A 25,544-nucleotide genomic window follows, 5' to 3' on the forward strand; every position below is an offset into this window, starting at 1 on the left:
GGCGGGCACCGGCCGGTGCCCGCCCCCTCGGGGTTCTCGGTTCCTGCTCCTTGCCTAGGCGGTCGCCGCCCGGGCGTCCGCCGCCTGCGCCTTCAGGGCCCGCTCGACGCCCGAGCGGGACTCCGAGACGAGCCGCCGCAGGGCGGCGCTGGGCTCGGCCGCGGCCAGCCACTCGTCCGTCTTGGCGAGGGTCTCCTCGGCGATGTGGACGCCCGGGTAGAGACCGGTCGCGATCTGCTGCGCGATCTCGTGCGAACGGGCGTCCCAGATCTCCTTGACCACGGAGAAGTACTTGTCCGTGTACGGGGCGAGCAGCTCACGCTGGTCGGCCTGCACGAAGCCGCCGATGACCGCTTCCTGCACGGCGTTCGGGAGCTTGTCGGACTCGACGACCGAGGCCCACGCCTCCGCCTTCGCCTCCTCGGTGGGACGGGAGGCGCGGGCGGTGGCCGCGTGCCGCTCACCGGCGGCGGTCCTGTCCCGCTCGTACTCGGCGGCGATCTCCGCCTCGTCGAAGCGTCCGACGGCCGCGAGCCGCTGGACGAACGCCCAGCGCAGCTCGGTGTCGACGGCGAGGCCCTCGATGGTCTCGCGGCCTTCGAGCAGCGCCTCCAGGAGGTCCAGCTGGTCCGGGGTGCGCGCGGTCAGCGCGAAGGCGCGCGCCCAGGCGAGCTGGTGGTCGCCGCCGGCCTCGGCCGCGTGCAGGTGGGCGAGCGTGGCGTCCGTCCAGCGGGTCAGCAGCGCCTCGCGGGCGGTCGGGTCGGCGTACAGCTCGATCGCGAGCTTCACCTGGCGGTGCAGCGACTGCACGACGCCGATGTCGGACTCCTTGCCGATGCCGGAGAGCACCAGGGCCAGGTAGTCGCGGGCGGCGAGTTCGGCGTCGCGGGTCATGTCCCAGGCCGAGGCCCAGCACAGGGCGCGCGGCAGGGAGGACGCGAAGTCGCCGAGGTGCTCGGTGACGAACGCCAGGGAGTCCTCGTCGAGACGGACCTTGGCGTACGACAGGTCGTCGTCGTTGAGCAGGATCACCGCGGGGCGGCGCTTGCCCACGAGCTGCGCCACGGCGGTCAGTTCGCCGTCCACGTCCAGCTCGATGCGCTCGTCCCGGACGAGCTTGCCGCTCTCGGCGTCGAGGTCGTAGAGGCCGACCGCGATCCGGTGCGGGCGCAGGGTCGGCTCGCCCTGGGCTCCGGCGGGCAGGGCCGGGGCCTCCTGGCGGATGGCGAAGGAGGTGATGACGCCGTGGGCGTCGGTCTCGATCTCCGGGCGCAGGACGTTGATGCCGGCGGTCTGGAGCCACTTCTGCGACCAGGTGCCCAGGTCGCGTCCGGAGGTCTCCTCCAGGGCGCCGAGCAGGTCGGACAGGCGGGTGTTCCCGAACGCGTGGGCCTTGAAGTAGGCCTGGACGCCGCGGAAGAACTCGTCCATGCCGACGTAGGCGACGAGCTGCTTGAGAACGGAGGCGCCCTTGGCGTACGTGATGCCGTCGAAGTTGACGAGCACGTCGTCGAGGTCGCGGATCTCGGCCATGATCGGGTGGGTGGAGGGCAGCTGGTCCTGCCGGTACGCCCACGTCTTCATGGAGTTGGCGAACGTGGTCCACGAGTGCGGCCAGCGGCTGTCGGGGTGGTAGGCCTGACAGGCGATGGAGGTGTACGTGGCGAACGACTCGTTGAGCCAGAGGTCGTTCCACCACTCCATGGTCACGAGGTCGCCGAACCACATGTGGGCGAGCTCGTGCAGGATCGTCTCGGCGCGCAGCTCGTAGGCGGCGTCGGTGACCTTGGAGCGGAAGACGTACTGGTCGCGGATGGTGACCGCGCCCGCGTTCTCCATCGCGCCCGCGTTGAACTCGGGCACGAAGAGCTGGTCGTACTTCCCGAACGGGTAGGCGTAGTCGAACTTCTCCTGGAACCAGTCGAAGCCCTGCCGGGTGACCTCGAAGATGGCGTCGGAGTCGAGGAACTCGGCCAGCGAGGGACGGCAGTAGATGCCGAGCGGCACGGCCTGGCCGTCCTTCTCGTACACGCTGTGCACGGAGTGGTACGGGCCGACGATCAGCGCGGTGATGTACGTCGAGATCCGCGGCGTCGGCTCGAAGACCCAGACGTCGTCCTTGGGCTCCGGGGTCGGCGAGTTGGAGATGACCGTCCAGCCGGCCGGCGCCTTCACCGTGAACTGGAAGGTGGCCTTGAGGTCGGGCTGCTCGAAGGAGGCGAAGACGCGGCGGGCGTCCGGCACCTCGAACTGGGTGTACAGGTAGGCCTGCTCGTCGACCGGGTCGACGAACCGGTGCAGTCCCTCACCGGTGTTGGTGTAGGCGCAGTCGGCCACGACGCGGACGACGTTGCGCCCCTCAAGGAGACCGGGCAGCGCGATCCGCGAGTCCTTGAAGACCTCGGCCGGGTCGAGCGGGTCGCCGTTGAGCGTGACTTCGTGGACGGCCGGGGCGACCAGGTCGATGAAGGACTCCGCGCCGGTCTCGGCGGAGTCGAAGCGCACCGTGGTCACGGACCGGTAGGTGCCGCCCTCCTGCGCGCCGGAGAGGTCGAGATCGACCTCGTACGAGTCAACGGTGAGCAGCTTCGCGCGCTGCTGCGCCTCTTCGCGGGTCAGGTTTGTGCCAGGCACGCGGTCATCTCCTCGTTATGTGTGGGTTGCGACATCCTTCCACGGGACCCGCACGGAACGCGATGTCCGTTTACCGCCGGTGCCGGGCCGTCACGGGCGGAAGGCTCGGGTCATGACCACCTACACCGCACTGCCCGTCGGCCCCGCCGTCCTGAAGGAACTCCTCGGCACCGACGACGCAGGCCGCCGGCCGGTCCCGCTGACCGACGAGGAGGGCGGGTCCCCGCTGCGCTGCTGTCTGCGCCGCAGCGAGCCCGGGGAGCGGGTCGCCCTGGTGTCCTACGCCCCGCTGCGCCGCTGGGCGCGGGAGACGGGGGCCGAGCCGGGACCGTACGACGAGACCGGGCCGGTCTTCGTCCACGCGGACGCGTGCGCGGGCCCGGACCGGGGCGGCCTGCCGTTCACGAACGCCCACCGCACGGTCCGCCGTTACTCGGCCGAGGGGCACATCCTGGGCGGGCGGCTGGTCGGGTCGCCGGCCGCTTTCGGCGAGGCCTTCGAGGAGGCGTTCGCCGATCCGCGGGTGGCGCTGGTCCACGTCCGGGCGGTGGAGTACGGCTGTTTCCTCTACGAGGTGCGCCGGGGCCGGTAGCTCCGGGAACGCGCCGAGGGAGTCCCCGCGCCGGGCCGGCGCGGGGACTCCCTCGGAGGAGAGCGGGTGCGAAGCGGGCGGGGCTCAGCCCTGCTTCGGCTGCTTGTGGGACTTGTCGAGGACCATCACGAGGGCGGTGATGCCCGCGAACAGCGCGAGCGGCAGCACGACGTAGAGGCCGAGCGTCTCGATCACGCTCAGGCCGGAGCCAGGGTCGTCACCGTCGTCGCGGGTCAGCGCGAGCGCGGGGGACGACATGAGCAGCATCATCAGCGTCGTACCGGCCGCCAGGGCACCGGCGCGCAGAGCGTTCTTCTTGTCCACGGTGCAAACGTAGCGAACACCCGACGGGGCCGCGCGTCCGGGGGTGCCGTACGGAGGTCACGGGACCCGGGACGGGGGTTCCGGGGGGCCGCCGGGGGCGCCGGGCGGCCCGCCGTCCTCCCGCACCACGTCGATCAGGGCGTGCAGCCGGGGCGAGGCGGCCAGGTCCTCCAGGGTCACCGGGGCGCCCTCGGCGTCGGCGATGGGCAGGCGCCAGTTGGGGTACTCGTCCCAGGTGCCCGGGAGGTTCTGCGGACGGCGGTCGCCGACGGTGTCCGGGAGCCAGACGCCGATCATCCGGGCGGGGGTGCGCAGCAGGAAGCGGTGCACGGCCTGGATCTCGGCCTCCTCCGCCGACGCGGGGGCCCCGCCGCTCGGGCCGCGCAGCAGACCGAGCCGGGCGAGCAGGGCGAGCCACTCCCGGACGTCCGTGGCGGCGGCCGCCCGTTCGTCGGCCAGGGAACCGGTCAACAGCCCCAGCCGGTCGCGGAGTTCGACGTGCTCGCCGGTGAACCGGGCCGCGGTGGACGGCAGGTCGTGGGTGGTGGCGGTGGCCAGGCAGTCGGCGCGCCAGGCGTCGGGCGGCAGGGGCAGGCCGTCGCCGTCCCAGTCACGTTCGAACCACAGCACAGAGGTGCCGAGCAGCCCGCGTTCCTGGAGCGCCTCGCGCACCCCGGGTTCGACCGTGCCGAGGTCCTCGCCGATGACCAGCGCTCCGGCCCGCGAGGCCTCCAGGACGAGGACGGCGAGCATCGCCTCGGCGTCGTAGCGGACGTACGTGCCCTCGGTGGGCGGCTGTCCCTCGGGGATCCACCAGAGCCGGAACAGGCCCATGACGTGGTCGATGCGCAGGGCGCCGGCGTGCCGCAGGAGGGCACGCAGCAGCCTGCGGTAGGGGGCGTAGCCGCAGGCGGCGAGCCGGTCGGGGCGCCAGGGCGGCAGGCCCCAGTCCTGGCCGCGGGCGTTGAAGGCGTCGGGGGGCGCTCCGACGGACATGTCGGCCGCGAAGTACTCCTGCTGGGCCCAGGCGTCGGCGCCGTCGGGGTGGACGCCGACGGCGAGGTCGTGCACGAGCCCGACGCTCATGCCCGCGTCGCGCGCGGAGCGCTGGGCGCGGGCGAGCTGGGCCTCGGTGAGCCAGGCGAGCCTGCTGTGGAAGGCGACGCGGTCCGCCAGCTCGCCGCGGGCGCCGGCGGTCGCCCGGGAGCGGGGGTCGCGCAGCGCGGCGGGCCAGTCGCGCCAGTCGGAGCCGTGCACCTCGGCGAGCGCGCACCAGGTGGCGTGGTCCTCAAGCGCCTGGCCCTCCTCGGCGAGGAAGTCGTCGTACGCGGCCTGCCGTCCGGGTCCGAGGGGTACGGCGCAGACGGCTTCGAGGGCCTCGCGCTTGAGGTCCCAGACGGCGTCGCGGTCGATCAGCGCGCCCTTGCGCAGCACGCCGTCGCGCAGCCGTCCGGCGCGCTCCAGCAGCGCGGCCAGCCGGTCGCGGTCCTCGGCGTACGGGTACTCGGGGACGTCCTCGACGCGCAGGTGCACCGGGTCGGGGAAGCGGCGGGAGGAGGGCCGGTAGGGGGAGGGGTCGGTGGGGTCGCCGGGGACGGCCGCGTGCAGGGGGTTGACCTGGACGAATCCGGCGCCCAGTGTCCGCCCGGCCCAGGCGGTCAGCTCGGCGAGGTCGCCGAGGTCGCCCATGCCCCAGGAGCGGCGGGAGAGCAGGGAGTAGAGCTGGACGAGCAGTCCGTGGGCGCGTCCGGGCGGTGCGGGCAGCCGGGTGGGGGCGACGACGAGGTGGGTCTCGGCGGCGCGGCCGTCGGGGGCGGTGGCGTGCAGGGTGTGGACGCCGGGCGGCAGCCGGTCGGCCTCGGTGAGGGACTCGCCCTGTTCGGTGGTGACGCGCAGCCGGGTGCCGGCCGGCAGCGCGGCGAGCGCCGCGGGGGCGAGGCCGCCCCAGGACACCAGGGTCGGCGGCAGCAGCCGTTCGGCGGTCGCGGTCTCGTGCAGCGCGAGGGCGGCCCCGACGGCGTCCGGGGTGCTGGCGTCGACGCCGAGCGCCGCCAGGACCGCGACGAGCGCGCTGTCCGGGGCCGCGACCGTGCGGCCCGGCGAGGGGCTGTACCCGGGGGCGACACCGTGCAGTTCGGCGAGCCGGGCCAGGGGTGTCCGCGGGGCCGGCTCGGATGCGGCGGGCGGTGGGCCGTCGGGCCCGGTGGGTGTCATCAGACCCCCGACGCGGCGCCGGTCGGGGTGGGCTCGCTGGTCAGCGGCGCGGCGTCCGCGAGCGGCGGCTCACTGGTCAGCGGCTCGGCGTCGGGCAGCGGGGGTTCGCTGGTCAGCGGGGCGGCGGAGCAGGCGCTCTCCGAGCCGGGCGGACACGGGTGGGCGCCCTCGGGTCCGGCGGACGCCCGGCTCGCGCGCGGGCCGGGGACGGACGGCCGCGCCGCGCGTTCGGACAGGGCGGTGAGGAGAAGGTGTGCCGATGCGGCCACGAGGGCCTCCTTGTCGAGGTCGGGTACGGCGGCCGGGGGCATTCCGGTGGTTCGTACCGGAAACGGATGCCCCGGGCGGTCACCGCAGCCCTACCCCGTGGGCGCGGGAGCAGACGCGGACGGACGGACAACGTGCTCCTGGTCACACTCCGCGGCCGTCCCGCACGGTCCGGTCCGCACCTCCAGGCTGGGGTAATACCGGCACTTCGGCCACTCTCGTTGACACCTTCACCACCCGAATGGTGGGCTCGACGGCGACGGACGCCGACCGACGCCGCTGCCGGAACGGCGGGCTACGAGGGGGAAACCGTGCGACTCGGGCGTGGAAGAGGAGCGACCGCACTCGCGTTCGCCGTGGTCGCGAGCGCGTTCGCGACGGCTCCCGCGGCCGTGGCCGCCCCGCACGGTCCGGCGGCCTCCGCGGACGAGCCCACCGGGAGCGGGGTGCCCGCCGTCTGGCCCCGCCCGCAGTCGCTGCGCGCGAACGGCTCCCCGGTCACCGTCACGGACGAGGTGGTCCTGGTCACCCCGGCGCCGGACGCGGCCTCCGGCGGTACCGGCCGGGGCTCGGCGGCCGGCTGGTACGCCCCGGGCGTGCCGCGGACCCCGTACGAGCCTGGCGTGAGCGCCGACGCGGACACCCCGGACGGCGACCTCGACCCCTACGCCCTCGAAGCGTTGCGCGTGCTGCTGCGGCAGGCCGGCGCGCGCACGATCACGACCGCGCGTGACGGTGACGCGCTCCCGGCGCACGCGCTGGTGGTGCGCCTGGGCACGGATCCGGCGGGCACCGGCGGTCGGGGCGCGGGTTCCTACGGCGGCGCGCGCACCGCGCCGGGCTCCCTGGAGCGGACGCTGACGGCGCTCGGCGCCGCGCCCCGCGCCGATCTCCCCTCCGGCGGCTACCGGCTCGCCGTGGGCAGCGTCGAGGGCCGGGACACCGTCGCCCTCGCGGGAGTCGGCGAGGACGGCCTGTTCCACGCGGTGCAGACGCTGCGCCAGCTCCTGGGCGCCGGCGGCCGGATCGCCGGTGCCGTCGTCCGCGACTGGCCGGGCACCGCCGTCCGGGGTGTCACCGAGGGGTTCTACGGCAGCCCGTGGACCCCTGAACAGCGGCTCGCGCAGCTGGACTTCATGGGCAGGACCAAGCAGAACCGCTATGTCTACGCGCCCGGCGACGACCTCTTCCGGCAGGCGCGCTGGCGTGAGCCGTACCCGGCCGGGGAGCGCGCCCGCTTCCGGGACCTGGCGGAGCGGGCCCGCCGCAATCACGTCACGCTGACCTGGACGGTGGCCCCGGGGCAGGCGATGTGCTTCTCCTCCGACGCCGACGTGAGGGCGCTGACCCGCAAGCTCGACGCGATGTGGGCGCTGGGGTTCCGGGCCTTCCAGCTCCAGTTCCAGGACGTCAGTTACACCGAGTGGCACTGCGGGGCGGACGCGGACGCGTTCGGCTCAGGTCCCGCGGCGGCGGCGAGGGCGCAGGCCCGGGTGGCGAACGCCGTGGCCCGGCATCTCGCCGCCCGGCATCCGGAGGTGGCCGCGCTGTCCCTGATGCCGACGGAGTACTACGAGGACGGCTCGACCGACTACCGGCGGCGGCTGGCGGGCGCCCTGGACGAGGACGTCGAGGTCGCGTGGACGGGCATCGGCGTGGTGCCGAAGACCATCACCGGCGGCGAACTGGCCCGCACCCGCTCGGTGTTCGGCAGTCATCCGCTGGTCACCATGGACAACTACCCGGTCAACGACTACGCCCAGGACCGGGTGTTCCTCGGCCCCTACCAGGGGCGCGAGCCGGCGGTGGCCACCGGTTCGGCGGCCCTGCTGGCGAACGCGATGCCCCAGGCGGAGGCCTCCCGCATCCCGCTGTTCACCGCCGCCGACTACGCCTGGAACCCGCGGGACTACCGGCCCCAGGAGTCCTGGGAGGCCGCGATCGAGGATCTCGCGGGCGACGACGCCGGGACCGCGGACGCGCTGCACGCGCTGGCCGGGAACGAGGCGTCCTCGGTCCTCGGCGGCGAGGAGTCGGCGTATCTGCGGCCGCTCATGGAGGCGTTCTGGCAGGCCCGGACGACCACGGACCGGGCCGCGGGCGACCGCGCGGCCGAGCGTCTGCGCGCCGCGTTCACGGTGATGCGCGAGACGCCGAAGCGGCTGGCGGGCCGGCCGATCGCCACCGAGGTGGAGCCCTGGAGCGAGAAGCTGGCCCGCTACGGCGAGGCCGGCGAGACGGCCGTCGCGCTGCTGAAGGCCCAGTCGGACGGGGACGCGACGGCCGCGTGGACGGCGTACCGCACGCTGAACCGGCTGCGCACCGAGCTCGCCGCGAGCGAGGTGACCGTCGGCTCGGGCGTGCTCGACCCGTTCCTGACACGGGCCCGCACCGCGTACGAGCAGTGGGCGGGCATCGGCGGCGACGGCTCCACCGGCCACGACGCCCCGAAGGGCACCGGCACGGCGGGGGACGGCGGCACGGCGACCGGCGGCTCCACCGCGGACCCGGGCGGAGGCGACGGCGGCACCGCGGACGGCGGCGCGACCGCTCCGGGCGATCCGGCCCCGGGGGACGGCACCGGCCGGGACGGCCGCGTCGTCCTGCTCCCGCGCCCCCGTGTCCTCACCGACGTGAGCGTGCTCACCGACCCCGGCGCGACGGGCTTCGTCGAGGCGCAGGTCCCGGGCGAGGGCTGGCGGTACCTCGGCGACCTCGACCCGGGGGGCGCGACGGAGCTCGGCGCGGCGCGGCTCGGCGCCGCGGGCGTGCGGGCGGACGCGCTGCGGGTCGTCGGCCCGTCGCCGTCGCAGGTCCGCCATCTCGTGCCGTGGTTCGCCGACACCCCCGCCGCCGCGCTGCGGCTGGACCGCTCCACGACGGACATGGAGATCGGCGGGACGGAGCGGATCACGGCCCGGCTGACGTCGCTGCGTCCCACCGGCGTCAGCGGTGAGCTGACGGCACGGGCGCCGAAGGGCATCCGGGTCAGGGTCGCGCGGCCGTCGCCGACGCTGGCGCGCGGAGCCGTCGTCGACAGCCTGGTGGAGGTGACCGTGCCGCCGGGGACGCCCTCGGGCACGTACGAGGTGACGGTCGCCTTCGGTTCGCAGACCCGCACCCTGACCGTCCGCGCCTTCCCGCGCACGGCGGGGCCCGATCTGGCCCGCACGGGCACGGCCTCCTCGTCCGGTGACGAGACCCCCGACTTCCCGGCCTCGGCGGCCAACGACGGTGATCCCTCGACCCGTTGGTCCTCCCCCGTCGACGACGGCGCCTGGTGGCAGGTGCGGTTCGCCGAGCCGGTGCGGCTCGGCCGGCTCGTGCTGAGCTGGCAGGACGCGCACCCCTCGGCGTACCGCGTCCAGGTCTCCGCGGACGGGCGGGTCTGGCGCACCGCGACGACCGTGGACGACAGCCGCGGCGGCCGGGAGTCGGTCCGCTTCGACGAGCGGGACGTGCGCTTCGTACGCGTCCAGGGGCTGCGGCGGGCCACGGCCTACGGCTACTCGCTGTGGTCGGCCGAGGCGTACGCGGTCGCGGAGTGACACCGGCCGGCTCGGCCCCGGCCGCGGCTGGGGGCGGGTCTCGCCGTCCTCCTGACGGCTCTGGTGACGCTTCTCACCGGGATCGCCCCCGCCCCCGCGCCTTCGGCGGGTCCGGGACGGCTCCGCCGTCCGTGTTCGGCGTGGCGATAATCACGGGCGTCGGGGCCGTCCGGGTGACACGCGGGCAGGCGCCGGCGCCCGTGCGGCGCGGGGTGCGGGCTGCCGGGAGGCACGGGGGTCCTCCCGGGCAGCCGGGGCGGTGGCGGCCGGGCCGGCGCCACCAACGCGAAGGCCCGGATCGTCAGGCTGAAATGCCGTCGATCCGGGCCATGGCGTCGTCCGCGCCGTACGGTTGCAGGTAGGGCATCCAGCGTGGGTCCCTGTGCCCGGTTCCGATGATGCGCCACGCGAGCCCCGTCGGCGGGGCGGGTTTGTGGCGCAGGCGCCAGCCGATCTCGACCAGGTGGCGGTCGGCCTTGGTGTGGTTGCAGCGGCGACAGGACGCCACCACGTTGTCCCAGGCGTGCTGACCCCCGCGGGAGCGCGGGATGACGTGGTCGACGCTGGTTGCGACGCCACCGCAGTACATGCACCGGCCGCCGTCGCGGGCGAACAGAGCTCGCCTGGTCAGCGGGACGGGCCCTCGGTAGGGAACCCGTACGAACCTCTTCAGCCGGACCACGCTGGGTGCGGGGACAGTAACGGTCGCGCTGTGCATGAAGGCGCCGGATTCCTCGAGGCAGACTGCCTTGTTCTCGAGGACGAGGACGAGCGCGCGGTGGAGCGGTACGACGCCGAGCGGCTCGTACGACGCATTGAGGACCAGGACGTGCGGCACGGATGCCTCCTTGTACGCCGGCGGCGCGTGGCTCGCGCCGGGACGATCTGTAGGTCAGTCTCCCCTCATGCCTGGTGGTGGCGCCACCATGTCCCGGTAACGGGCTGGGAGTGTTTTCGACCACATCCCCTACATCCCCAGGTGAGCACGGTCTCTCCCCTCGACATGACAACGATCCACACACGATGCCCCGTTAGTGTGGTGGTTCTGCCCTGACGGCACCCCTTCTGTGTCCCCGCCTCGGGCAGACCGCCATACCTGGAGGTACCCGCCGTGTCCCTGCCCGTCCTATCGGCCCTGGCCGCCGGTGCGGAGCCGTCGCCGTCCCCCTCGACGTCGACCGGTCCGCTCACGGCCCCCACTCTCCAGGACGCCCAGGAGAGTGCGACCCACGCCGCCAGCTGGGTCGAGGAGAACTGGTCGACCTGGCTGGCCATAGGTCTGCGCGTCCTGCTGATCCTGGTGATCGCCGCCGCGCTGAGAGTGTTCGTCCGCCGGTCGATCACCAAGCTCATCGACCGGATGAGCCGCACCGCCGAGGCCGTCGACGGCACGACGCTCGGCGGTCTGCTGGTGAACGCGGAGCGCCGCAGGCAGCGCTCCCAGGCCATCGGCTCGGTGCTCCGCTCGGTCGCGTCCTTCCTGATCATGGGCACGGCCGCGCTGATGATCCTCGGCACGTTCCAGATCAATCTGGCCCCGCTGCTCGCCTCGGCGGGTGTGGCCGGTGTCGCGATCGGTTTCGGCGCCCGCAACCTGGTGACCGACTTCCTCTCCGGCGTCTTCATGATCCTTGAGGACCAGTACGGCGTCGGTGACGTGATCGACGCGGGGGTGGCCTCCGGCGAGGTCATAGAGGTGGGCCTGCGCGTGACCAAGCTGCGGGGCGACAACGGCGAGATCTGGTACGTCCGCAACGGCGAGGTCAAGCGCATCGGGAACCTGTCCCAGGGCTGGGCCACGGCCGGGGTGGACGTCACCGTCCGCTCCTCGGAGGAGCTGGACCACGTCCGGTCGGTCATCGAAGACGTCGCCGAGACCATCAGCAAGGAAGAGCCCTGGAACGAGCGGCTGTGGGGCCCGGTGGAGATCCTGGGCCTGGACAGCGTGCTCCTCGACTCCATGGTGGTCCGGGTCTCGGCCAAGACGATGCCGGGCAAGGCCAGCTCCGTGGAGCGCGAGCTCCGCTGGCGGATCAAGCGCGCCTTCGACGCCGCCGACATCCGCATCGTGGGCGGCCCGACCGCCCCCGTCGAGGAGGAGCCCGTCGACCCGGCGGCCGCGGTGGCGGCCCCGTCGGTCCTGGGGAACCCGGCCTCCCCCCAGTCGGAGGCGACGGCGCCCATCCCGTCCCCGGCGTCCTCGGCTCCGTCGGGCGTACCGAAGTAGCACCACGGCGGCACCACACCCAAGGGGCGGCACCCGGAACCTCCGGGCGCCGCCCCTTCGCCGTACCCCCACCCGCGGCCCGTCAGCCGTCCCGGGCCCCGGACCCGTGCCCATCCGGGGGCTCGGCGGCGAGCGGAGGCTCTGCGGCGAGCAGGGGCTCGGTGACGAGCCGGGGTTCGGTGACGAGCAGGGGTTCGGTGACAAGCGGGCGCGCTGCTTCGCCTGGGGGTTCAGCGTCCCGCGGGTGTCCCCCGACCTGCGGGTTCTCTCCGGCGGACGCGTGCGGCCCGGCGGGCGGGGACGGGCGCTCCCCGGCACACGGGGGCTCCCCGGCCGCCGCGCGCTCCCCCGCGGACCCGCGCGCCTCGATCAGCGGTACCGCTCGCAGCCCGGTCGCCGCGGCCATCTGGCACACCGCGGCGAACGCCGAGCCCTTGCCCAGGCCGCCCGCCCCCGGGCACCGCTCGTCGTCCCTGACGTCGAGGACGACGCCCGGCGAGGGTCCGCAGAAGGACACCGTCGCCCAGACCGACCGGTCGCTCCATCCGGGCCGCCACCGGAAGTGGATCTCCTCGCGCTCCCTCTCGACGACCAGGAACGAACGCTCCGAGGCGAGCAGCCGCTCCCGGACCCGCTCGAGCCACCCGTCGTCCGGGACCCCGGCCGGCCGCAGCGCGTAGCCCTGCCGGCGGTCCAGCGCAGCGGCGGTGAGCGCGACACCTGCCGCGCGAGCCCTCCGGCCCAGCGACCACAGCCCGAAGGCCGCCCACACGGGGGACACGGCCGCCCAGACGAGGGGGTCGACGACCAGCGCGCTCCGCACCGCGTCCCGCGTGAGACCGCCGTCCACGAAGTCCATGGCGGAGATCCAGAGCGCCACCGGCACGAGCCTGGCCGCGGCCCCGCGCCAGCAGGCGAGGAACAGCTTCACGGGTCCTCCCCGGCGGTCCGCGGCCGGAAAGGAGGGCGCGGCACCCGCCGAACGGTTCAGCTTCATGCGGCGGATCATAGGAACGGGATCCCGCGAGGACGACGCGGGGACACCGCCGGGACCGCCACTGGCATCGCGAAGCCTCCACCCCGAGGGGCGTGGATCGGCACAAAGCCTCCCAGTCCGTCCCACCCCCGCCCGGCCGATCGTGACGAACCCGTAATGGGCCTGGGCCGTCACGCTCCTGACGCATCGGCACGGCACTCCAGGCCTCCGCGCCCGCCGCACGGAGTCGCCTGACCCGCGCCCCCTTCACAGGACCCCCGCATTCCGGCCACATTCCCCAACCGTCTACTGTCGCCCCAACAGCGGGCCCTTGTTCTGGAGCTCAACGCCCAGGGGCCCGCCTCGAAATGTGGGGAATCCATGCGCAAGTACGCCATAGGCGCCGTCGTTTCCGGCGCCCTGGCCGTGTCCGCCCTGGCCGCGCCGTCCGCCTCGGCGACCACGCCGGACCTCTCGTTCTCCAACGTGGTGGTCAACAAGGGCAAGGCCATCGTCGTCGGCACCAGCGCCGTGGTGAACGTCCCGGTCACGTTCACCCTGGCGCACCCGGTCGGGCTCGTCCTGAACAACCTGTCGGACGCCCCCGTCACCGAGGGCACGGCCAGCATCGCGGGCATCGCCCTGTACCGCGGGACGACGCTCGCCAAGGCGGTGAACGAGATGGAGCCGGACAACGCTCCGAAGTGCACCCCGACGGCGACCACCGCCACGACGGTCACCGAGTCCTGCACCGAGATCCTCGCCGTCGACCCCGAGAACTACCTGTACGAGGCGGCCGACGCGGGCACCTGGAAGGTCGCCGCCCTCTACGGCCGCGTCAGCCTGGGCAGCGACGACGACGGCAACCACGTCAGCTTCGACTACGGCTACGACATGTGGGGCGTCCCGGGGACCGCCCAGGTCAAGCGCGCCGCGAGGCTAACCGCCGACGCCGGCCCCGAGCCGGTGAAGAAGGGCGGCACGCTCACCGTCAAGGGCAAGCTGACCCGCGCCGACTGGAACAGCGCCACGTACACCGGCTTCAAGGGCCAGCCGGCCGCCCTCCAGTTCAAGGCGAAGGGCGCCACCGCCTACAAGACCGTCAAGACGGTGACCTCCGGCACCGCGGGCGCCCTGACCACCACGGTCAAGGCCTCGGCCGCCGGCACCTACCGCTTCACCTTCGCCGGCACCACCACCACGGGCACCGCCACGGCCACGGGCGACTACATCGACGTGAAGTAACCAGGGCCACCCCCTCCCGGGGTCACCCCGAGTCGCCCCCGCGAAAGACGAACTCGTCTGTCGCGGGGGCGACTTCGTTCTGCCCGACCCTCGAAGCGACGCGCGAAGCCGCCCACCCCGTCCGCGTCGCCCGCCGTGGCTACGATGCCGCTCGAACCCACCCCTCTGCCTCCCGGCCGGCTCGCCGGCCGCCGCCCAGGTAACGACTCCACCGCCCCCGCCGCGTTCACCCTTGACGCCCCCGCCTCCTCCGGCCTACGTTCCTCGCACAGCAATAGGAAACTTTCCTAACAGTGATCTCCCGGTGGACTTCCCGGAGGTCTCCCCGGAAAGCCGGTCGGTCGAGAAGGGCAGGTGGCGACAGACATGACAGGTTCCGCCGGAACGCCGGGCACCCCGCGCGTCCTGCGTGCGATGAACGACCGCGCCGCCCTCGATCTGCTGCTCGCGCACGGACCGCTCTCACGGACCAGGATCGGCAAGCTCACCGGCCTGTCCAAGCCCACCGCCTCGCAGCTCCTCGCCCGCCTGGAGGCCGCCGGACTCGTCCTGGCCTCCGGCACCAGCGAGGGACGGCCGGGCCCCAGCGCCCAGCTGTACGAGGTCAACCCGGGCGCCGCCCACGCGGCCGGACTCGACGTCACCCCCGAGCGCGTCCTCGCCGCCGTCGCCGACATCACCGGCCGCACGGTCGGCACGTACGAACTGCCCACGCCCGGCCGCCGCCCGGCCCAGCCCGTCGTCCGCCAGGTCACCGAAGCCCTCGACGGCGCGGTGAAGGCCGCCGGGCTCGCCCGGGACGACGTCCGCCGCCTGGTCATCGGCACCCCCGGCGCCTTCGACCCCAACACGGGCCGGCTGCGCTACGCCTCCCACCTGCCCGGCTGGCACTCCCCTGCCCTCCTCGACGAACTGGCCGCGGCCCTGCCGATGCCCGTCGAGTACGAGAACGACGTCAACCTCGTCGCCATCGCGGAGCAGCGGCTCGGTGCCGCCCAGGGACACGAGGACTTCGTCCTGCTCTGGAACGAGGGCGGTCTCGGCGCGGCCCTCGTCCTCGGCGGACGGCTGCACCGCGGCTGGACCGGCGGCGCCGGCGAGGTCGGCTTCCTGCCGGTGCCCGGCGCCCCCCTGGTCCGCCATGTGACCCGGGCCAACAGCGGCGGCTACCAGGAGCTGGCCGGCTCCCAGGCCATCCCGCAACTGGCCCGCGAACTCGGCATCACGGACCTGCCCACGGGCCCGTACGCGGAGGTCGCGGCCACCGCCGTCGCACGGGCCGCCGCCGTCGACAGCGGCCCCTACCACCGACTCCTGCGGAAGTACGCGACCGGGCTCGCCACCGGTCTGGCCTCCCTCGTCTCCGTGCTCGACCCCGAACTGGTCGTCCTCAGCGGAGCCTCGCTCACCGCCGGCGGCGAACCGCTGCGCGCCCTGGTCCAGGCCGAACTGGAGGAACTGGCCGCGTCCCGGCCGCGCCTCGTGGTCGGCGACGTACGCGAACACCCCGTGCTGCGCGGCGCGTTGGAGAGCGCCCTGGCAGCCACCCGCGACGAGGTCTTCGACACCTCCCGCTGACCCCGCCCCGACTCCTTCGACGACCCGCCCCTCCGACCCCTTCGCCCCGCCCCGGGCCGGCGCTTCCCTCGCCCCCGCCCGGGCCCGCACCGTCCCGTGTCCCGCCCCGTCCCTCGCAGGGAGATCCCGTCATGCCCAGAATGTCCCGGAAGACGGCCGTCGCGCTCGCGGCCTCCGCCTCGATAGCCCTTCTCGCCACCGCCTGCACCGGCCAGTCCGGCGGCGGCGGAGAGGACGACGCGTCCAAGGAGCAGACGATCAACTTCTGGCACGGCTGGAGCGCGCCGAACGAGGTCGAGGCCGTGAAGTCGCTCGTCGCGGGCTTCGAGAAGGCGCACCCCAACATCCACGTGAACATCGTCGGCAACATGACCGACGACAAGATCAACCAGGCGCTGCGCGCGGGCGGTGACAAGGCCCCCGACGTGGTCTCTTCCTTCACCACCAACAACGTGGGCAAGTTCTGTTCGTCCGGCGCCCTCGTCGATCTGAACCCCTTCTTCAAGAAGGCGCACATCGACCCGGAGACGACGTTCCCGAAGACGATGAACGAGTACACCCAGTTCGACGGCAACCGCTGCACGGTGCCGCTCCTCGGTGACGCGTACGGGCTCTACTACAACAAGGACGCATTCAAGAAGGCCGGGATCGCCTCCCCGCCGAAGACCTGGTCCGAGTTCGAGACCGACGCCAAGAAGCTGACGATCACCAAGGGCGACTCGTACTCCCAGCTCGGCTTCATGCCGGACTACCACGGCTGGGAGTCCACCACCGAGCACTACTTCGGGCAGTTCTCGCCGACGTACTTCGACAGCAGCGGCAAGTCGAACGTCGCCAAGGACCCGGCGTTCGCGGCCGGGTTCACCCTGCAGAAGAAGCTGGTCGACGAACTCGGCGGGTTCAAGAAGCTGGAGACCTACCGCTCCAAGCTCGGTGACGAGTGGGGGCCCAAGCACCCCTTCCACACCGGCCAGGTGGCCATGCAGCTCGACGGCGAATGGCGGCTCGGCATGGCCGAGGAGACCAAGCCGGACTTCGAGATCGGCGTCGCCCCGCTGCCCGTCCCCGACGACCAGGCGGACCAGTACGGCAAGGGCTACGTCACCGGCACGATCGCGGGCATCGCGTCCACCAGCCACAAGCAGAACGCGGCCTGGGAGCTGGTGAAGTACATGACCACGAACACGGACGCGGTGGTCGGCTTCGCCAACGCCATCCACAACGTGCCCTCGACGCTCGCCGCCCTCAAGTCGCCGAAGCTCAAGTACGACCCGCGGTTCAAGACGTTCCTGGACATCGCGTCGAACCCGAACTCGACGACGACCCCCGCCTCCATCAACGGCGGCACCTACCTCGTGACGATCCAGCAGTTCGGATACGACTACGAGAGCGGCAAGGCCACGGATCTGAAGGCGGGCCTCGCGGCCACGGCCAAGCAGATCGACACGGACATCGCGCAGGCGAAGTAGCCGCCCGGACATGAGTACTGTCACGCTCACCTCGAAACGCCGGCGCTCGGCGCTGGTGACCCTCGCCTTCATGTCGCCCTGGCTGATCGGCTTCGCGGTCTTCTTCGCCTACCCGCTGATCTCGACCGTCTACTTCTCCTTCATGCACTACGACGGCTTCAAGCCGCCGACGTGGAGCGGGACGAAGAACTGGCGCTACGTCTTCGAGAACTACCCGCTGTTCTGGCCCGCGTTGCGCAACACCCTGTGGCTGGTCCTCGTCATGGTGACCCTGCGGGTGCTGTTCGGACTCGGCGTCGGACTGCTGATCACGAAGATCAAGACGGGCACGGGTGTCTTCCGCACCCTCTTCTACCTGCCCTATCTGGCCCCGCCGGTGGCCGCCACGATGGCGTTCGCCTTCCTCCTCAACCCCGGTACGGGGCCGGTCAACTCGATCCTGGAGAAGGCCGGCATCACGGCACCCGGCTGGTTCAACGACCCCTCCTGGTCCAAGCCCGCGCTGACCCTGCTGGCCCTGTGGGGCATCGGCGACCTGATGGTCATCTTCATGGCCGCGCTGCTCGACGTGCCCACCGAGCAGTACGAGGCGGCCGAGCTGGACGGCGCCTCCGCCTGGCAGCGCTTCCGCTACGTCACGCTGCCGAACATCTCGCCCATCGTGATGTTCGCCGTGGTCACCGGGGTCATCCAGACCATGCAGTACTACACGCAGCCGCTGATCGCCGGAAAGGTCGCCTCGGGCGTCATCCAGGGCGCCGGGACGCAGTTCGAGCCCGGCTACCCCGACAAGTCGACGCTCACCCTGCCCCAGCTCGTCTACAACCTCGGCTTCCAGCGCTTCGACTACGGCTCCGCCTGTGTGGTCGCGCTCGTGCTGTTCGCCCTGTCCATGGTGTTCACCGCGTTCCTGATGCGGCGCCGGGGCGGCCTCATCCAGGCAGGTGACTGACCGATGACCCAAGTACTCGACAAGCCGGTGGAGTTGGCCAAAGCCGTCTCCCCCGCCGAACGCACCGCGCGCCGCAGGGCCCTGCTGGAGTGGGTCGCGGTCCACTCCCTCGGCGTCGCGGCCGCCCTCTTCTTCGTGCTGCCCTTCGTGTTCGTGTTCCTGACCTCGCTGATGAGCGACAGCCAGGCGCTCAGCCGCGACCTGATCCCGCACACCTGGGAGTGGGGCAACTACCGGAAGGTCTTCGACACCCCCGGCTTCCTCACCTGGTGGAAGAACACCCTGCTGTACGCCGGCTTCGGCACGGTGCTCACCGTCGTGTCCTCGATCCCGGTCGCCTACGCGCTCGCCAAGTTCCGCTTCCGGGGCCGGAACCTGTCCCTGATGCTGGTCATCTCGATGATGATGCTGCCGCCCCAGGTGGTGATCATCCCGATGTACCTGTTCTGGGCGAAGCAGCTGGACCTGTCCGGCACCCTGTGGCCGCTGATCATCCCGATGGCGTTCGGGGACGCGTTCTCCATCTTCCTGCTCCGCCAGTTCCTGATGACCATCCCCAACGAGTACCTGGACGCCGCCAAGGTCGACGGCTGCGGGGAGCTGCGGACGCTGCTGAGGGTCGTCCTGCCGATGGCGCGGCCGGGGATCGCGGCCGTCGCGCTCTTCCAGTTCTTCTACGCCTGGAACGACTACTTCGGCCCGCAGATCTACGCCTCCGAGAACCCGGGCGCCTGGACGCTGAGTTACGGCCTGGAGTCGTTCAAGGGCGCGCACCACACCGACTGGAATCTCACCATGGCCGCGACCGTCCTGGTCATGGCCCCCGTGATCCTCGTGTTCTTCTTCGCGCAGAAGGCGTTCGTCGAGGGCGTCACGCTCACCGGAGTGAAGGGTTAACCATGAAACTCACCGTGGTCGGCGGAGGGTCGACCTACACCCCCGAACTCATCGACGGCTTCGCCCGGCTCAGGGACACCCTGCCCGTCGAGGAACTCGTCCTCGTCGACCCGGCCGCCGAGCGCCTGGAGCTGGTGGGCGGCCTGGCCCGCCGGATCTTCGCCCGGCAGGACCACCCGGGCCGGATCGTCACGACCTCCGACCTGGACGCGGGAGTGGAGGGCGCCGACGCCGTGCTGCTCCAGCTGCGCGTCGGCGGCCAGGCGGCCCGCGAGCAGGACGAGACCTGGCCGCTGGAGTGCGGCTGCGTCGGACAGGAGACGACCGGCGCGGGCGGACTGGCCAAGGCGCTGCGCACGGTCCCGGTGGTGCTTGACATCGCCGAACGGGTCCGCCGCGCCAACCCGGACGCGTGGATCATCGACTTCACCAACCCCGTCGGCATCGTGACGCGCGCCCTGCTCCAGGCGGGCCACAAGGCGGTCGGTCTGTGCAACGTGGCCATCGGCTTCCAGCGGAAGTTCGCCGGACTGCTCGGGGTCTCCCCCACCGATGTGCATCTCGACCATGTGGGCCTCAACCACCTCACCTGGGAGACCGGTGTGCGTCTGGGCGGCCCCGAGGGCGAGGACGTCCTGCCCCGGCTGCTCGCCGAGCACGGTGACGCCGTCGCCGCGGACCTGCGGCTGCCCCGCACCCTGGTCGACCGCCTCGGCGTGGTCCCCTCGTACTACCTGCGCTACTTCTACGCCCACGACGAGGTGGTCCAGGAGCTGCGCACCAAGCCGTCCCGGGCCGCCGAAGTCGCCCGGATGGAGCGGGAGTTGCTGGCCATGTACGGCGATCCGGCGCTCGACCGGAAGCCGGAGCTGCTGGCGAAGCGCGGCGGCGCGTACTACTCGGAGGCGGCCGTCGACCTCGCCGCCGCGCTGCTCGGCGGGGGCGGCAGCCCCTACCAGGTGGTGAACACGTACAACCGGGGAACCCTGCCGTTCCTGCCGGACGACGCGGTCATCGAGGCGCAGGCCGCGGTGAACGCCAAGGGGCCCGCCCCACTGCCGGTGCCGGCCGTCGACCCGCTGTACGCGGGCCTGATGGCGAACGTGACCGCGTACGAGGACCTCGCCCTGGACGCCGCGCTGCGCGGCGGGCGCGACCGGGTCTTCCGGACGCTGCTCGCCCACCCCCTGGTCGGCCAGTACGCCCTGGCCGACACCCTGACCGACCAGCTGATCGCGCACAACCGGGAGCACCTCGCGTGGGCATGACCTCGACGGAAACCGGTGCCGGGACGGCTGCCGGGTCCGGTCCCGCGGGCCTCGTCCTGGCCATCGACGCGGGGAACAGCAAGACCGACGTCGCCGTGGTCGCCGCGGACGGCACGGTGACCGGCACCGCGCGCGGCGGCGGGTTCCGGCCCCCGGCGGTCGGCGTCGAGACGGCGGTGGACGTCCTCGCCGACGCGGTGCGACGGGCCTTCGCCGAGGCGGGCGTCACCTCGGTCGGCCATGTCTCCGCCTGTCTCGCCAACGCCGATCTTCCGGTGGAGGAGGAGCAGTTGGCGGCCGCGCTGGAGGCGCGCGCCTGGGGCGCGGGGGTGGAGGTGCGCAACGACACCTTCGCGATCCTGCGCGCCGGGATCGCCGAACCGCGCGGGGTCGCCGTGGTCTGCGGGGCTGGCATCAACTGCGTCGGCATGCGGCCCGACGGCCTCACGGCCCGCTTCCCCGCCATCGGCCGCATCTCCGGCGACTGGGGCGGCGGCTGGGCGCTGTCGGAGGAGGCCCTGTGGCACGCGGCGCGGGCCGAGGACGGCCGGGGCGGGGAGACCGACCTGGCCCGCGCCCTGCCCGCGCACTTCGGTCTGGACTCCATGTACGCGCTCATCGAGGCACTGCACCTGGAGCACATCCCGGGAGCGCGGCGGCACGAGCTGACCCCGGTCCTGTTCGCCACGGCGGAGGACGGCGACCCGGTGGCCCGCGCGATCGTCGACCGGCTCGCCGAGGAGGTGGTCGCGATGGCGACGGTGGCCCTGAACCGCCTCGGCCTGCTCGCCGAGGAGACCCCGGTCCTGCTCGGCGGCAGCATCCTGGCCGCCCGGCACCCCCGGCTCGACGACCGCGTCCGTGAACTCCTGGCCGCCCGCGCCCCCAAGGCGGTCGCCCGGGTGGTCACCGCCCCGCCGGTCCTGGGCGCGGCCCTCCTGGGCCTGGACAGGGTCCGGGCCGAGAGCGGGATCCACGCGCGCGTACGGGCGTTCTACGAAGGGGGCTGAGGAGCCCGCGGGGTCCGCGGCGCCGGTGGCGGTCCCGCGGGCCCCGGAGCGCCGTGACCTGGCATGGAGGGGCGGGAACCAAACGGATCCGGAACACGTGTTCATGAGAAGGGGGGTGGCGCGGGGGAATCGGGCTGCGCCGTGATCCGAACAAGATCCAGGCAAGGCCTGTGCGGATGCCGGTACGGGCGGCGATACTTGCCGCCGTGCACGTTCGCCGGCCGGCCTCGCTTCCCGCGTCCGCGGTGGGCGTGACCGAGCGGATGACCATGGGGGAGGTCGACAGTGACACACCCGCAGCAGGGCGGCGCGGCGCCACCGGGGCGGGGCGCGCCCACGATGCCGTCCGTGCCGGCCCAGTCCGGTCCTGCGCAATCCGGTCCTGCCCAGTCCGGTCCTCCCCGTCCGCCGGACGGATCTCCTTCGCCGCAGGGCGGGTTCGGCGCCCCGCGGAACACCTCTCCCGCGCCCGGCGCGGCCCCGCGGCGCACGGCGTGGGCGGAGGGCGTGGACCGGCTGCGGGCCGCGGCCACGACGGAGCCGGGGCGGCTGCGGATCATCGGCGCCGTCCTCGCCCTGCTCGTCGTCGCGTTCGGAGCGGTCACCGCCTGGCAGATGACGGAACGTTCGGCCGCCGCGGACAACGTGCTGCACCGCAGCGAGCCGCTGAGCGCGAGCGCCGCCGACATCTACCGCTCGCTCGCCGACGCCAACACCGCCGCGTCCAGCGGCTTCCTGGCGGGCGGTCAGGAGACGCAGGCGACCCGTGAGCGCTACGAGGGGGACATCAGGACGGCCGCCGCGAAGCTGATCACCGCGGCCAACAGCTCCGAGGCCGGCTCCGCCTCGGCGAAGACGATCTCGCAGCTGAACGAGCTGCTGCCCGAGTACAAGGGCCTGATCGAGCGGGCCCGCGCCAACAACCGCCAGGGCTACCCGCTGGGCGGCGCGTATCTGCGGTACGCGAACGACACGATGCAGCACGAGATGCTCCCCCGGGCCGCGCAGCTCTACCAGCGCGAGAACCAGCGGCTGAACGCCGACTACGCCGACGCGAAGCCCTACCCGTGGGCCGCGATCGCCCTCGGTCTCCTCGCGCTCGCCGCCCTCGCCCTGGCCCAGCGCCGCAACTACCGCCGTACGAACCGGGTGCTGAACCAGGGCATGGCCGCCGCGACCGCCGCGTCCCTGGTCGTGCTGCTCTGGCTCACCGTCGGGCACACCCTGGCCCGGTCCGGGCTCGACGAGTCCTACGACCACGGGGTCCGTTCCCTGAACGTGCTGCACGACGCCCAGATCGCCTCCCTGAAGGCGCGGGGCAACGAGAACCTCACCCTGGTCAGCCGGGGCGCGGAGACCAAGACCCTGGCCGACGGCAAGACGACCGTCGATCTGTACGACTACAACTTCGACCAGGACATGAAGGCGCTCACCCAGGGCCTCGCCGTCGCGGCGGGCCTCGCGAACGACAGCTCGGGCGAGAAGCCCGTGCAGGCCGCGACCGCGAACATGAAGGTCTGGAAGCAGCGTCACGCGCTGGCCCGCAAGGCCGACAACGACGGCGAGTACCAGGTGGCGCTCGACCGGGTCATCGGCTCCGCCGACAAGAAGCCCACGGGCGAGTGCTTCGACGGCGTCGACACGAACCTGAGGCTCGCGCTCGACCACGAACAGGCCGAGTTCCAGCGGTCGGCGAGCGACGGCCTGGGTGCCATGACCGGGCTCCCGGCCGGCGCGGCGGTCCTCGGCGTGCTGGCCGCCGCGGGCGCGGTGCTCGGGATCGGCCGCAGGCTTTCGGAGTACCGGTGAGAGGGGGAACGGCGATGAACGCACGGCGCCTGAGGGCGAGCCTGCGGGGCTGGGGCGGCGTGGGCGCGATGGCGCTCGCCTGTGCGACGGCGCTCATCCTCGCGCTGATGCTGCCGGACTCCGCGCGCGGGGACGGCGGCTCGGGCACCGGCGGGGCGGGCCTCGCCCTGGGCACCCAGGCCAAGGCCGCCGACTGCACCGACCCGCAGAACCGCAGCCTCGCCCCCTCCGGCGCGGACGGGGCGACGATCGACGCCATCAAGAGCCGCAAGGACCGGCGGCTGATCGTCGGCGTCGACCAGAACAGCTACCACTGGGGCTACCGCGACCCGAACAACCCGAAGGCCGGCGGCGACCTGGAGGGCTTCGACATCGACCTGGTCCACGCGATCGCCAAGGACATCCTGGGCGACGAGAACGCGGTCCAGTTCCGGGCCATCCCCACCAGCCAGCGCATCCCCGCGATCCAGAGCGGCAAGGTCGACATGGTGGTGCGCACCATGACGATCACCTGTGAACGCCTGAAGGACGTCTCGTTCTCCGCGCCCTACTTCAAGACCGGCCAGCAGGTGCTGGCCCCGGTGAACTCCGGCATCACCGGGTACGACAAGAGCCTGGCCGGCAAGCGCATCTGCTCGGCGGACGGGTCCACCGCGAACGACCGTCTGATCGCGGACCGGGGGTCCGGCAGCCTCGCCTCCTCCGCCGTCGTCCTGCCGGCCGTGCCCAACCAGCTCGACTGCCTGGTGCGCCTCCAGCTCGGCGAGGCCGACGCGGTGGTCACCGACGGTGCCCTGGCCGCCAGCCAGGCCGCCCAGGACCCCACGGTCGAGCTCAAGGGCGGCACCTTCACCACCGAGTACTACGGAGTGGCGATGAAGCGGGGCTCCGACGATCTCGTACGCCGGGTCAACCAGGTCCTGGCCGACTACCGCAAGGACGGGTGGCGGCAGTCGTACGACAAGTGGCTGGCCCCGACCCTCGGGCCCGACTCCCCCTCGGAGAACCCGCCCGTCGCCGAGTACAGGCAACCCGCCTGACACGAACGGAGAGTTGCCCGGCCGCACACACCGAGCGGGCCGGGAACGCACGAGAACGAGAGGTGATCGATGGGCGTCACGGGACCCCCCGGGCCGGTGATGGACCGGGACGAGGCGGACCGTGCGCTGGCGCGCCTCGGCGCGGAGCACGAGGCCATCGAGACCTCGCTCCTCGCCCTCCAGGACCACGCGGGCCGAAGACTCCTGGAGGGGGCCGAACTCACCGGCTCGACCAAGGAGCGCTGGGCCTCGGCGGAGGCGTCGATCACCCTGCTGTGGGCGTACTTCGACGCCTACACGGACGCGCTGCGCTCCGCGCGCGAGATCCGCTCCCGGCGGCGCTGGTCCAGCCGTGAGGACCTGGTGGAGCTGACCGAGCTGCTGCGCGGTTCGGGCATCACGGTCGCCGGCTCGGCCACGGCCACCGCGAACGCGCCGACCCTGGCCGGCACAGGCAAGCTCAGTGAGCGGTTCTCGCTGGCGGCCCTGGTGGACCGGATGAACGAGCTGTACGCGGCCTCGCTCGACATGGTCGTCACCGCGGACGCCGTCTGGTCCGCGCTGCCCGCCCGGATAGATTTACTGGCCGCGGAGCTCCAGCGCACCCGCGCGCTCGCGCACTCCGTGGGCGTGCGCCCCGGCGAACACCCCTCGGGCGACGACCTGGAGCGGATCACCAGGACGCTGACCACCCTGCGCGAGCGAGTGATCTCCGACCCGCTCGCCTACTGGGTTCCCGCACAGGGGAGTTCGGCACCGGGCGGCGGACGTCCCGACACCACGGCGTACGACCGCGAGGCGCGCGCCCTGGAGGAGGTCCGCCGGGAGATCGACGCGGTCCTGACCGTGCGCCAGGACGCCGAGGCGCGGCTGGTGAGGCTGCGGGACGTGCTCAGCCGGGCCGACCGCACGCTCGCCGAGGCGCGCAGTGCCCGCGGCGAGGTCCTCGCCAAGATCGCCGCGTCCGAGGTGCCGGCGGTCAGCGGTCCGCCGACGGCGCTCCAAGAGCAGCTCGCGACGGCCGCGGAGTACCGCAGGCACGCGCAGTGGCACCGGCTCTCGCCGCTGCTGGAGGCGCTGGAGGAGAAGGCCGAGGACGAACTCCTGCGCGCCCGCGAGTCGTTGACGGCGGTCACCCAGCCGCTGGCGGTCCGCGCCGAGCTGCGCGGCCGTCTCGACGCGTACAAGGCGAAGGTCTCCCGGCACGGTTTCGCCGAGGACCCGTTCCTGGTGGAGCGCTACGACGCGGCCCGGCGGATGCTGTGGAGCGCGCCCTGCGATCTTCGGGTGGCGGAGGAGGCGGTGCTGCGCTACCAGCGGGCGGCGGCCGAGCTGCTGAGCCCGCCGGTGCCCGGGCAGGGCGGACCTCATGACCGTGCGGACCGGAGGGGGCCCGACGCGTGAGCGGTGAAGGGATGCGGTGTGAGCGAGCAGCCGGTGAGTGAGCGGACGTGCGGCCGGCCCGGCTGCGAGGGCTCGTACGAGGACATGGGC

At 73.0% G+C, this 25,544-nt stretch carries 19 protein-coding genes; 13 read left to right on the plus strand and 6 right to left on the minus strand.

Translation table 11 applies throughout. From position 1 onward, the window contains the following. Window positions 1-54: 54 nt before the first annotated feature. Window positions 55-2,634 (minus strand): aminopeptidase N, encoded by a 2,580-nt coding sequence (gene pepN / locus ACFWI4_RS22880; protein ID WP_387199132.1) that lies wholly within the window; start codon window positions 2,632-2,634, stop codon window positions 55-57. A gap of 112 nt (window positions 2,635-2,746) precedes the next feature. On the opposite strand from pepN, the gene ACFWI4_RS22885 reads away from it, so the two are divergent. Beyond that, window positions 2,747-3,226 carry a DUF1203 domain-containing protein gene (locus tag ACFWI4_RS22885; RefSeq protein ID WP_387199135.1) on the plus strand — a complete coding sequence of 160 codons (480 nt, stop codon included), beginning with the start codon at window positions 2,747-2,749 and terminating at the stop codon, window positions 3,224-3,226. A gap of 84 nt (window positions 3,227-3,310) precedes the next feature. Here ACFWI4_RS22885 and ACFWI4_RS22890 read toward each other — a convergent pair whose 3' ends face one another. From ACFWI4_RS22890 to ACFWI4_RS22900, 3 genes are read right to left on the minus strand one after another with little or no spacing between them, the layout of a single operon-like run. Then, on the minus strand, window positions 3,311-3,550 hold the full coding sequence (locus ACFWI4_RS22890) for a hypothetical protein (protein ID WP_385408285.1): 240 nt from the start codon (window positions 3,548-3,550) through the stop codon (window positions 3,311-3,313). Between the two features lie 57 nt (window positions 3,551-3,607). Next, window positions 3,608-5,764 (minus strand): 4-alpha-glucanotransferase, encoded by a 2,157-nt coding sequence (gene malQ / locus ACFWI4_RS22895; protein ID WP_387199138.1) that lies wholly within the window; start codon window positions 5,762-5,764, stop codon window positions 3,608-3,610. Continuing rightward, window positions 5,764-6,033, minus strand: a complete 270-nt coding sequence (locus tag ACFWI4_RS22900) for a hypothetical protein (RefSeq protein ID WP_387199309.1) — start codon at window positions 6,031-6,033, stop codon at window positions 5,764-5,766. Before ACFWI4_RS22900 ends, malQ begins: the two co-directional genes overlap by 1 nt. A gap of 309 nt (window positions 6,034-6,342) precedes the next feature. Between ACFWI4_RS22900 and ACFWI4_RS22905 the strand changes: the two genes are divergently transcribed. Next, a complete protein-coding gene (locus tag ACFWI4_RS22905; RefSeq protein ID WP_387199140.1) occupies window positions 6,343-9,579 on the plus strand; it encodes a beta-N-acetylglucosaminidase domain-containing protein in 3,237 nt (1,078 codons plus the stop codon). A gap of 301 nt (window positions 9,580-9,880) precedes the next feature. On the opposite strand, the gene ACFWI4_RS22910 is transcribed toward ACFWI4_RS22905, so the two are convergent. Continuing rightward, a complete protein-coding gene (locus ACFWI4_RS22910; protein WP_037618871.1) occupies window positions 9,881-10,417 on the minus strand; it encodes an HNH endonuclease in 537 nt (178 codons plus the stop codon). Between the two features lie 273 nt (window positions 10,418-10,690). Between ACFWI4_RS22910 and ACFWI4_RS22915 the strand changes: the two genes are divergently transcribed. After that, a complete protein-coding gene (locus tag ACFWI4_RS22915; protein WP_387199143.1) occupies window positions 10,691-11,806 on the plus strand; it encodes a mechanosensitive ion channel family protein in 1,116 nt (371 codons plus the stop codon). Window positions 11,807-11,888: 82 nt separating this feature from the next. Here the strand turns inward: ACFWI4_RS22915 and ACFWI4_RS22920 are convergent, their stop codons facing one another. Continuing rightward, window positions 11,889-12,803, minus strand: coding sequence for a hypothetical protein (locus ACFWI4_RS22920; protein WP_387199146.1), 915 nt, complete (start codon window positions 12,801-12,803; stop codon window positions 11,889-11,891). A gap of 360 nt (window positions 12,804-13,163) precedes the next feature. Between ACFWI4_RS22920 and ACFWI4_RS22925 the strand changes: the two genes are divergently transcribed. From ACFWI4_RS22925 to ACFWI4_RS22970, 10 genes are all read left to right on the plus strand, one after another. Then, complete coding sequence (locus tag ACFWI4_RS22925; protein WP_387199149.1) at window positions 13,164-14,027, plus strand: hypothetical protein; 864 nt, start codon at window positions 13,164-13,166, stop codon at window positions 14,025-14,027. 366 nt (window positions 14,028-14,393) lie between these two features. Beyond that, a complete protein-coding gene (locus tag ACFWI4_RS22930) occupies window positions 14,394-15,605 on the plus strand; it encodes an ROK family transcriptional regulator (protein ID WP_387199152.1) in 1,212 nt (403 codons plus the stop codon). Between the two features lie 131 nt (window positions 15,606-15,736). Then, complete coding sequence (locus ACFWI4_RS22935; RefSeq protein ID WP_387199155.1) at window positions 15,737-17,074, plus strand: ABC transporter substrate-binding protein; 1,338 nt, start codon at window positions 15,737-15,739, stop codon at window positions 17,072-17,074. A gap of 10 nt (window positions 17,075-17,084) precedes the next feature. Next, window positions 17,085-18,026: a carbohydrate ABC transporter permease gene (locus ACFWI4_RS22940; protein WP_387199157.1), complete on the plus strand. Its 942-nt coding sequence runs from the start codon at window positions 17,085-17,087 to the stop codon at window positions 18,024-18,026. Window positions 18,027-18,029: 3 nt separating this feature from the next. Continuing rightward, entirely contained in the window at window positions 18,030-18,923 is an 894-nt protein-coding gene (locus tag ACFWI4_RS22945) for a carbohydrate ABC transporter permease (RefSeq protein ID WP_387199161.1), read from the plus strand. A gap of 2 nt (window positions 18,924-18,925) precedes the next feature. Beyond that, complete coding sequence (locus ACFWI4_RS22950; protein ID WP_387199164.1) at window positions 18,926-20,191, plus strand: 6-phospho-beta-glucosidase; 1,266 nt, start codon at window positions 18,926-18,928, stop codon at window positions 20,189-20,191. After that, entirely contained in the window at window positions 20,188-21,201 is a 1,014-nt protein-coding gene (locus ACFWI4_RS22955; protein WP_387199166.1) for an N-acetylglucosamine kinase, read from the plus strand. The genes ACFWI4_RS22950 and ACFWI4_RS22955 overlap by 4 nt, the downstream gene beginning before the upstream one ends. 339 nt (window positions 21,202-21,540) lie before the next feature. Beyond that, window positions 21,541-23,010: a hypothetical protein gene (locus tag ACFWI4_RS22960; RefSeq protein WP_387199311.1), complete on the plus strand. Its 1,470-nt coding sequence runs from the start codon at window positions 21,541-21,543 to the stop codon at window positions 23,008-23,010. A gap of 14 nt (window positions 23,011-23,024) precedes the next feature. Next, window positions 23,025-24,050 carry a glutamate ABC transporter substrate-binding protein gene (locus ACFWI4_RS22965; protein WP_387199169.1) on the plus strand — a complete coding sequence of 342 codons (1,026 nt, stop codon included), beginning with the start codon at window positions 23,025-23,027 and terminating at the stop codon, window positions 24,048-24,050. A 69-nt stretch (window positions 24,051-24,119) separates the two neighbouring features. Further along, window positions 24,120-25,454: a hypothetical protein gene (locus tag ACFWI4_RS22970; protein WP_387199172.1), complete on the plus strand. Its 1,335-nt coding sequence runs from the start codon at window positions 24,120-24,122 to the stop codon at window positions 25,452-25,454. The last annotated feature ends 90 nt before the right edge of the window (window positions 25,455-25,544 follow it).

Source organism: Streptomyces sp. NPDC127038 (assembly GCF_042725875.1).
GTDB lineage: Bacteria > Actinomycetota > Actinomycetes > Streptomycetales > Streptomycetaceae > Streptomyces.

Bases quoted from the DNA above. Each gene is read 5' to 3' on its own strand.
- ACFWI4_RS22885 (WP_387199135.1), top strand. From the start codon at position 2,747: ATGACCACCTACACCGCACTGCCCGTCGGCCCCGCCGTCCTGAAGGAA.
- malQ (WP_387199138.1), bottom strand. From the start codon at position 5,764: ATGACACCCACCGGGCCCGACGGCCCACCGCCCGCCGCATCCGAGCCG.
- ACFWI4_RS22920 (WP_387199146.1), bottom strand. From the start codon at position 12,803: ATGAAGCTGAACCGTTCGGCGGGTGCCGCGCCCTCCTTTCCGGCCGCG.
- ACFWI4_RS22925 (WP_387199149.1), top strand. From the start codon at position 13,164: ATGCGCAAGTACGCCATAGGCGCCGTCGTTTCCGGCGCCCTGGCCGTG.
- ACFWI4_RS22930 (WP_387199152.1), top strand. From the start codon at position 14,394: ATGACAGGTTCCGCCGGAACGCCGGGCACCCCGCGCGTCCTGCGTGCG.
- ACFWI4_RS22935 (WP_387199155.1), top strand. From the start codon at position 15,737: ATGCCCAGAATGTCCCGGAAGACGGCCGTCGCGCTCGCGGCCTCCGCC.
- ACFWI4_RS22940 (WP_387199157.1), top strand. From the start codon at position 17,085: ATGAGTACTGTCACGCTCACCTCGAAACGCCGGCGCTCGGCGCTGGTG.
- ACFWI4_RS22945 (WP_387199161.1), top strand. From the start codon at position 18,030: ATGACCCAAGTACTCGACAAGCCGGTGGAGTTGGCCAAAGCCGTCTCC.
- ACFWI4_RS22950 (WP_387199164.1), top strand. From the start codon at position 18,926: ATGAAACTCACCGTGGTCGGCGGAGGGTCGACCTACACCCCCGAACTC.
- ACFWI4_RS22955 (WP_387199166.1), top strand. From the start codon at position 20,188: ATGACCTCGACGGAAACCGGTGCCGGGACGGCTGCCGGGTCCGGTCCC.
- ACFWI4_RS22960 (WP_387199311.1), top strand. From the start codon at position 21,541: ATGCCGTCCGTGCCGGCCCAGTCCGGTCCTGCGCAATCCGGTCCTGCC.
- ACFWI4_RS22965 (WP_387199169.1), top strand. From the start codon at position 23,025: ATGAACGCACGGCGCCTGAGGGCGAGCCTGCGGGGCTGGGGCGGCGTG.
- ACFWI4_RS22970 (WP_387199172.1), top strand. From the start codon at position 24,120: ATGGGCGTCACGGGACCCCCCGGGCCGGTGATGGACCGGGACGAGGCG.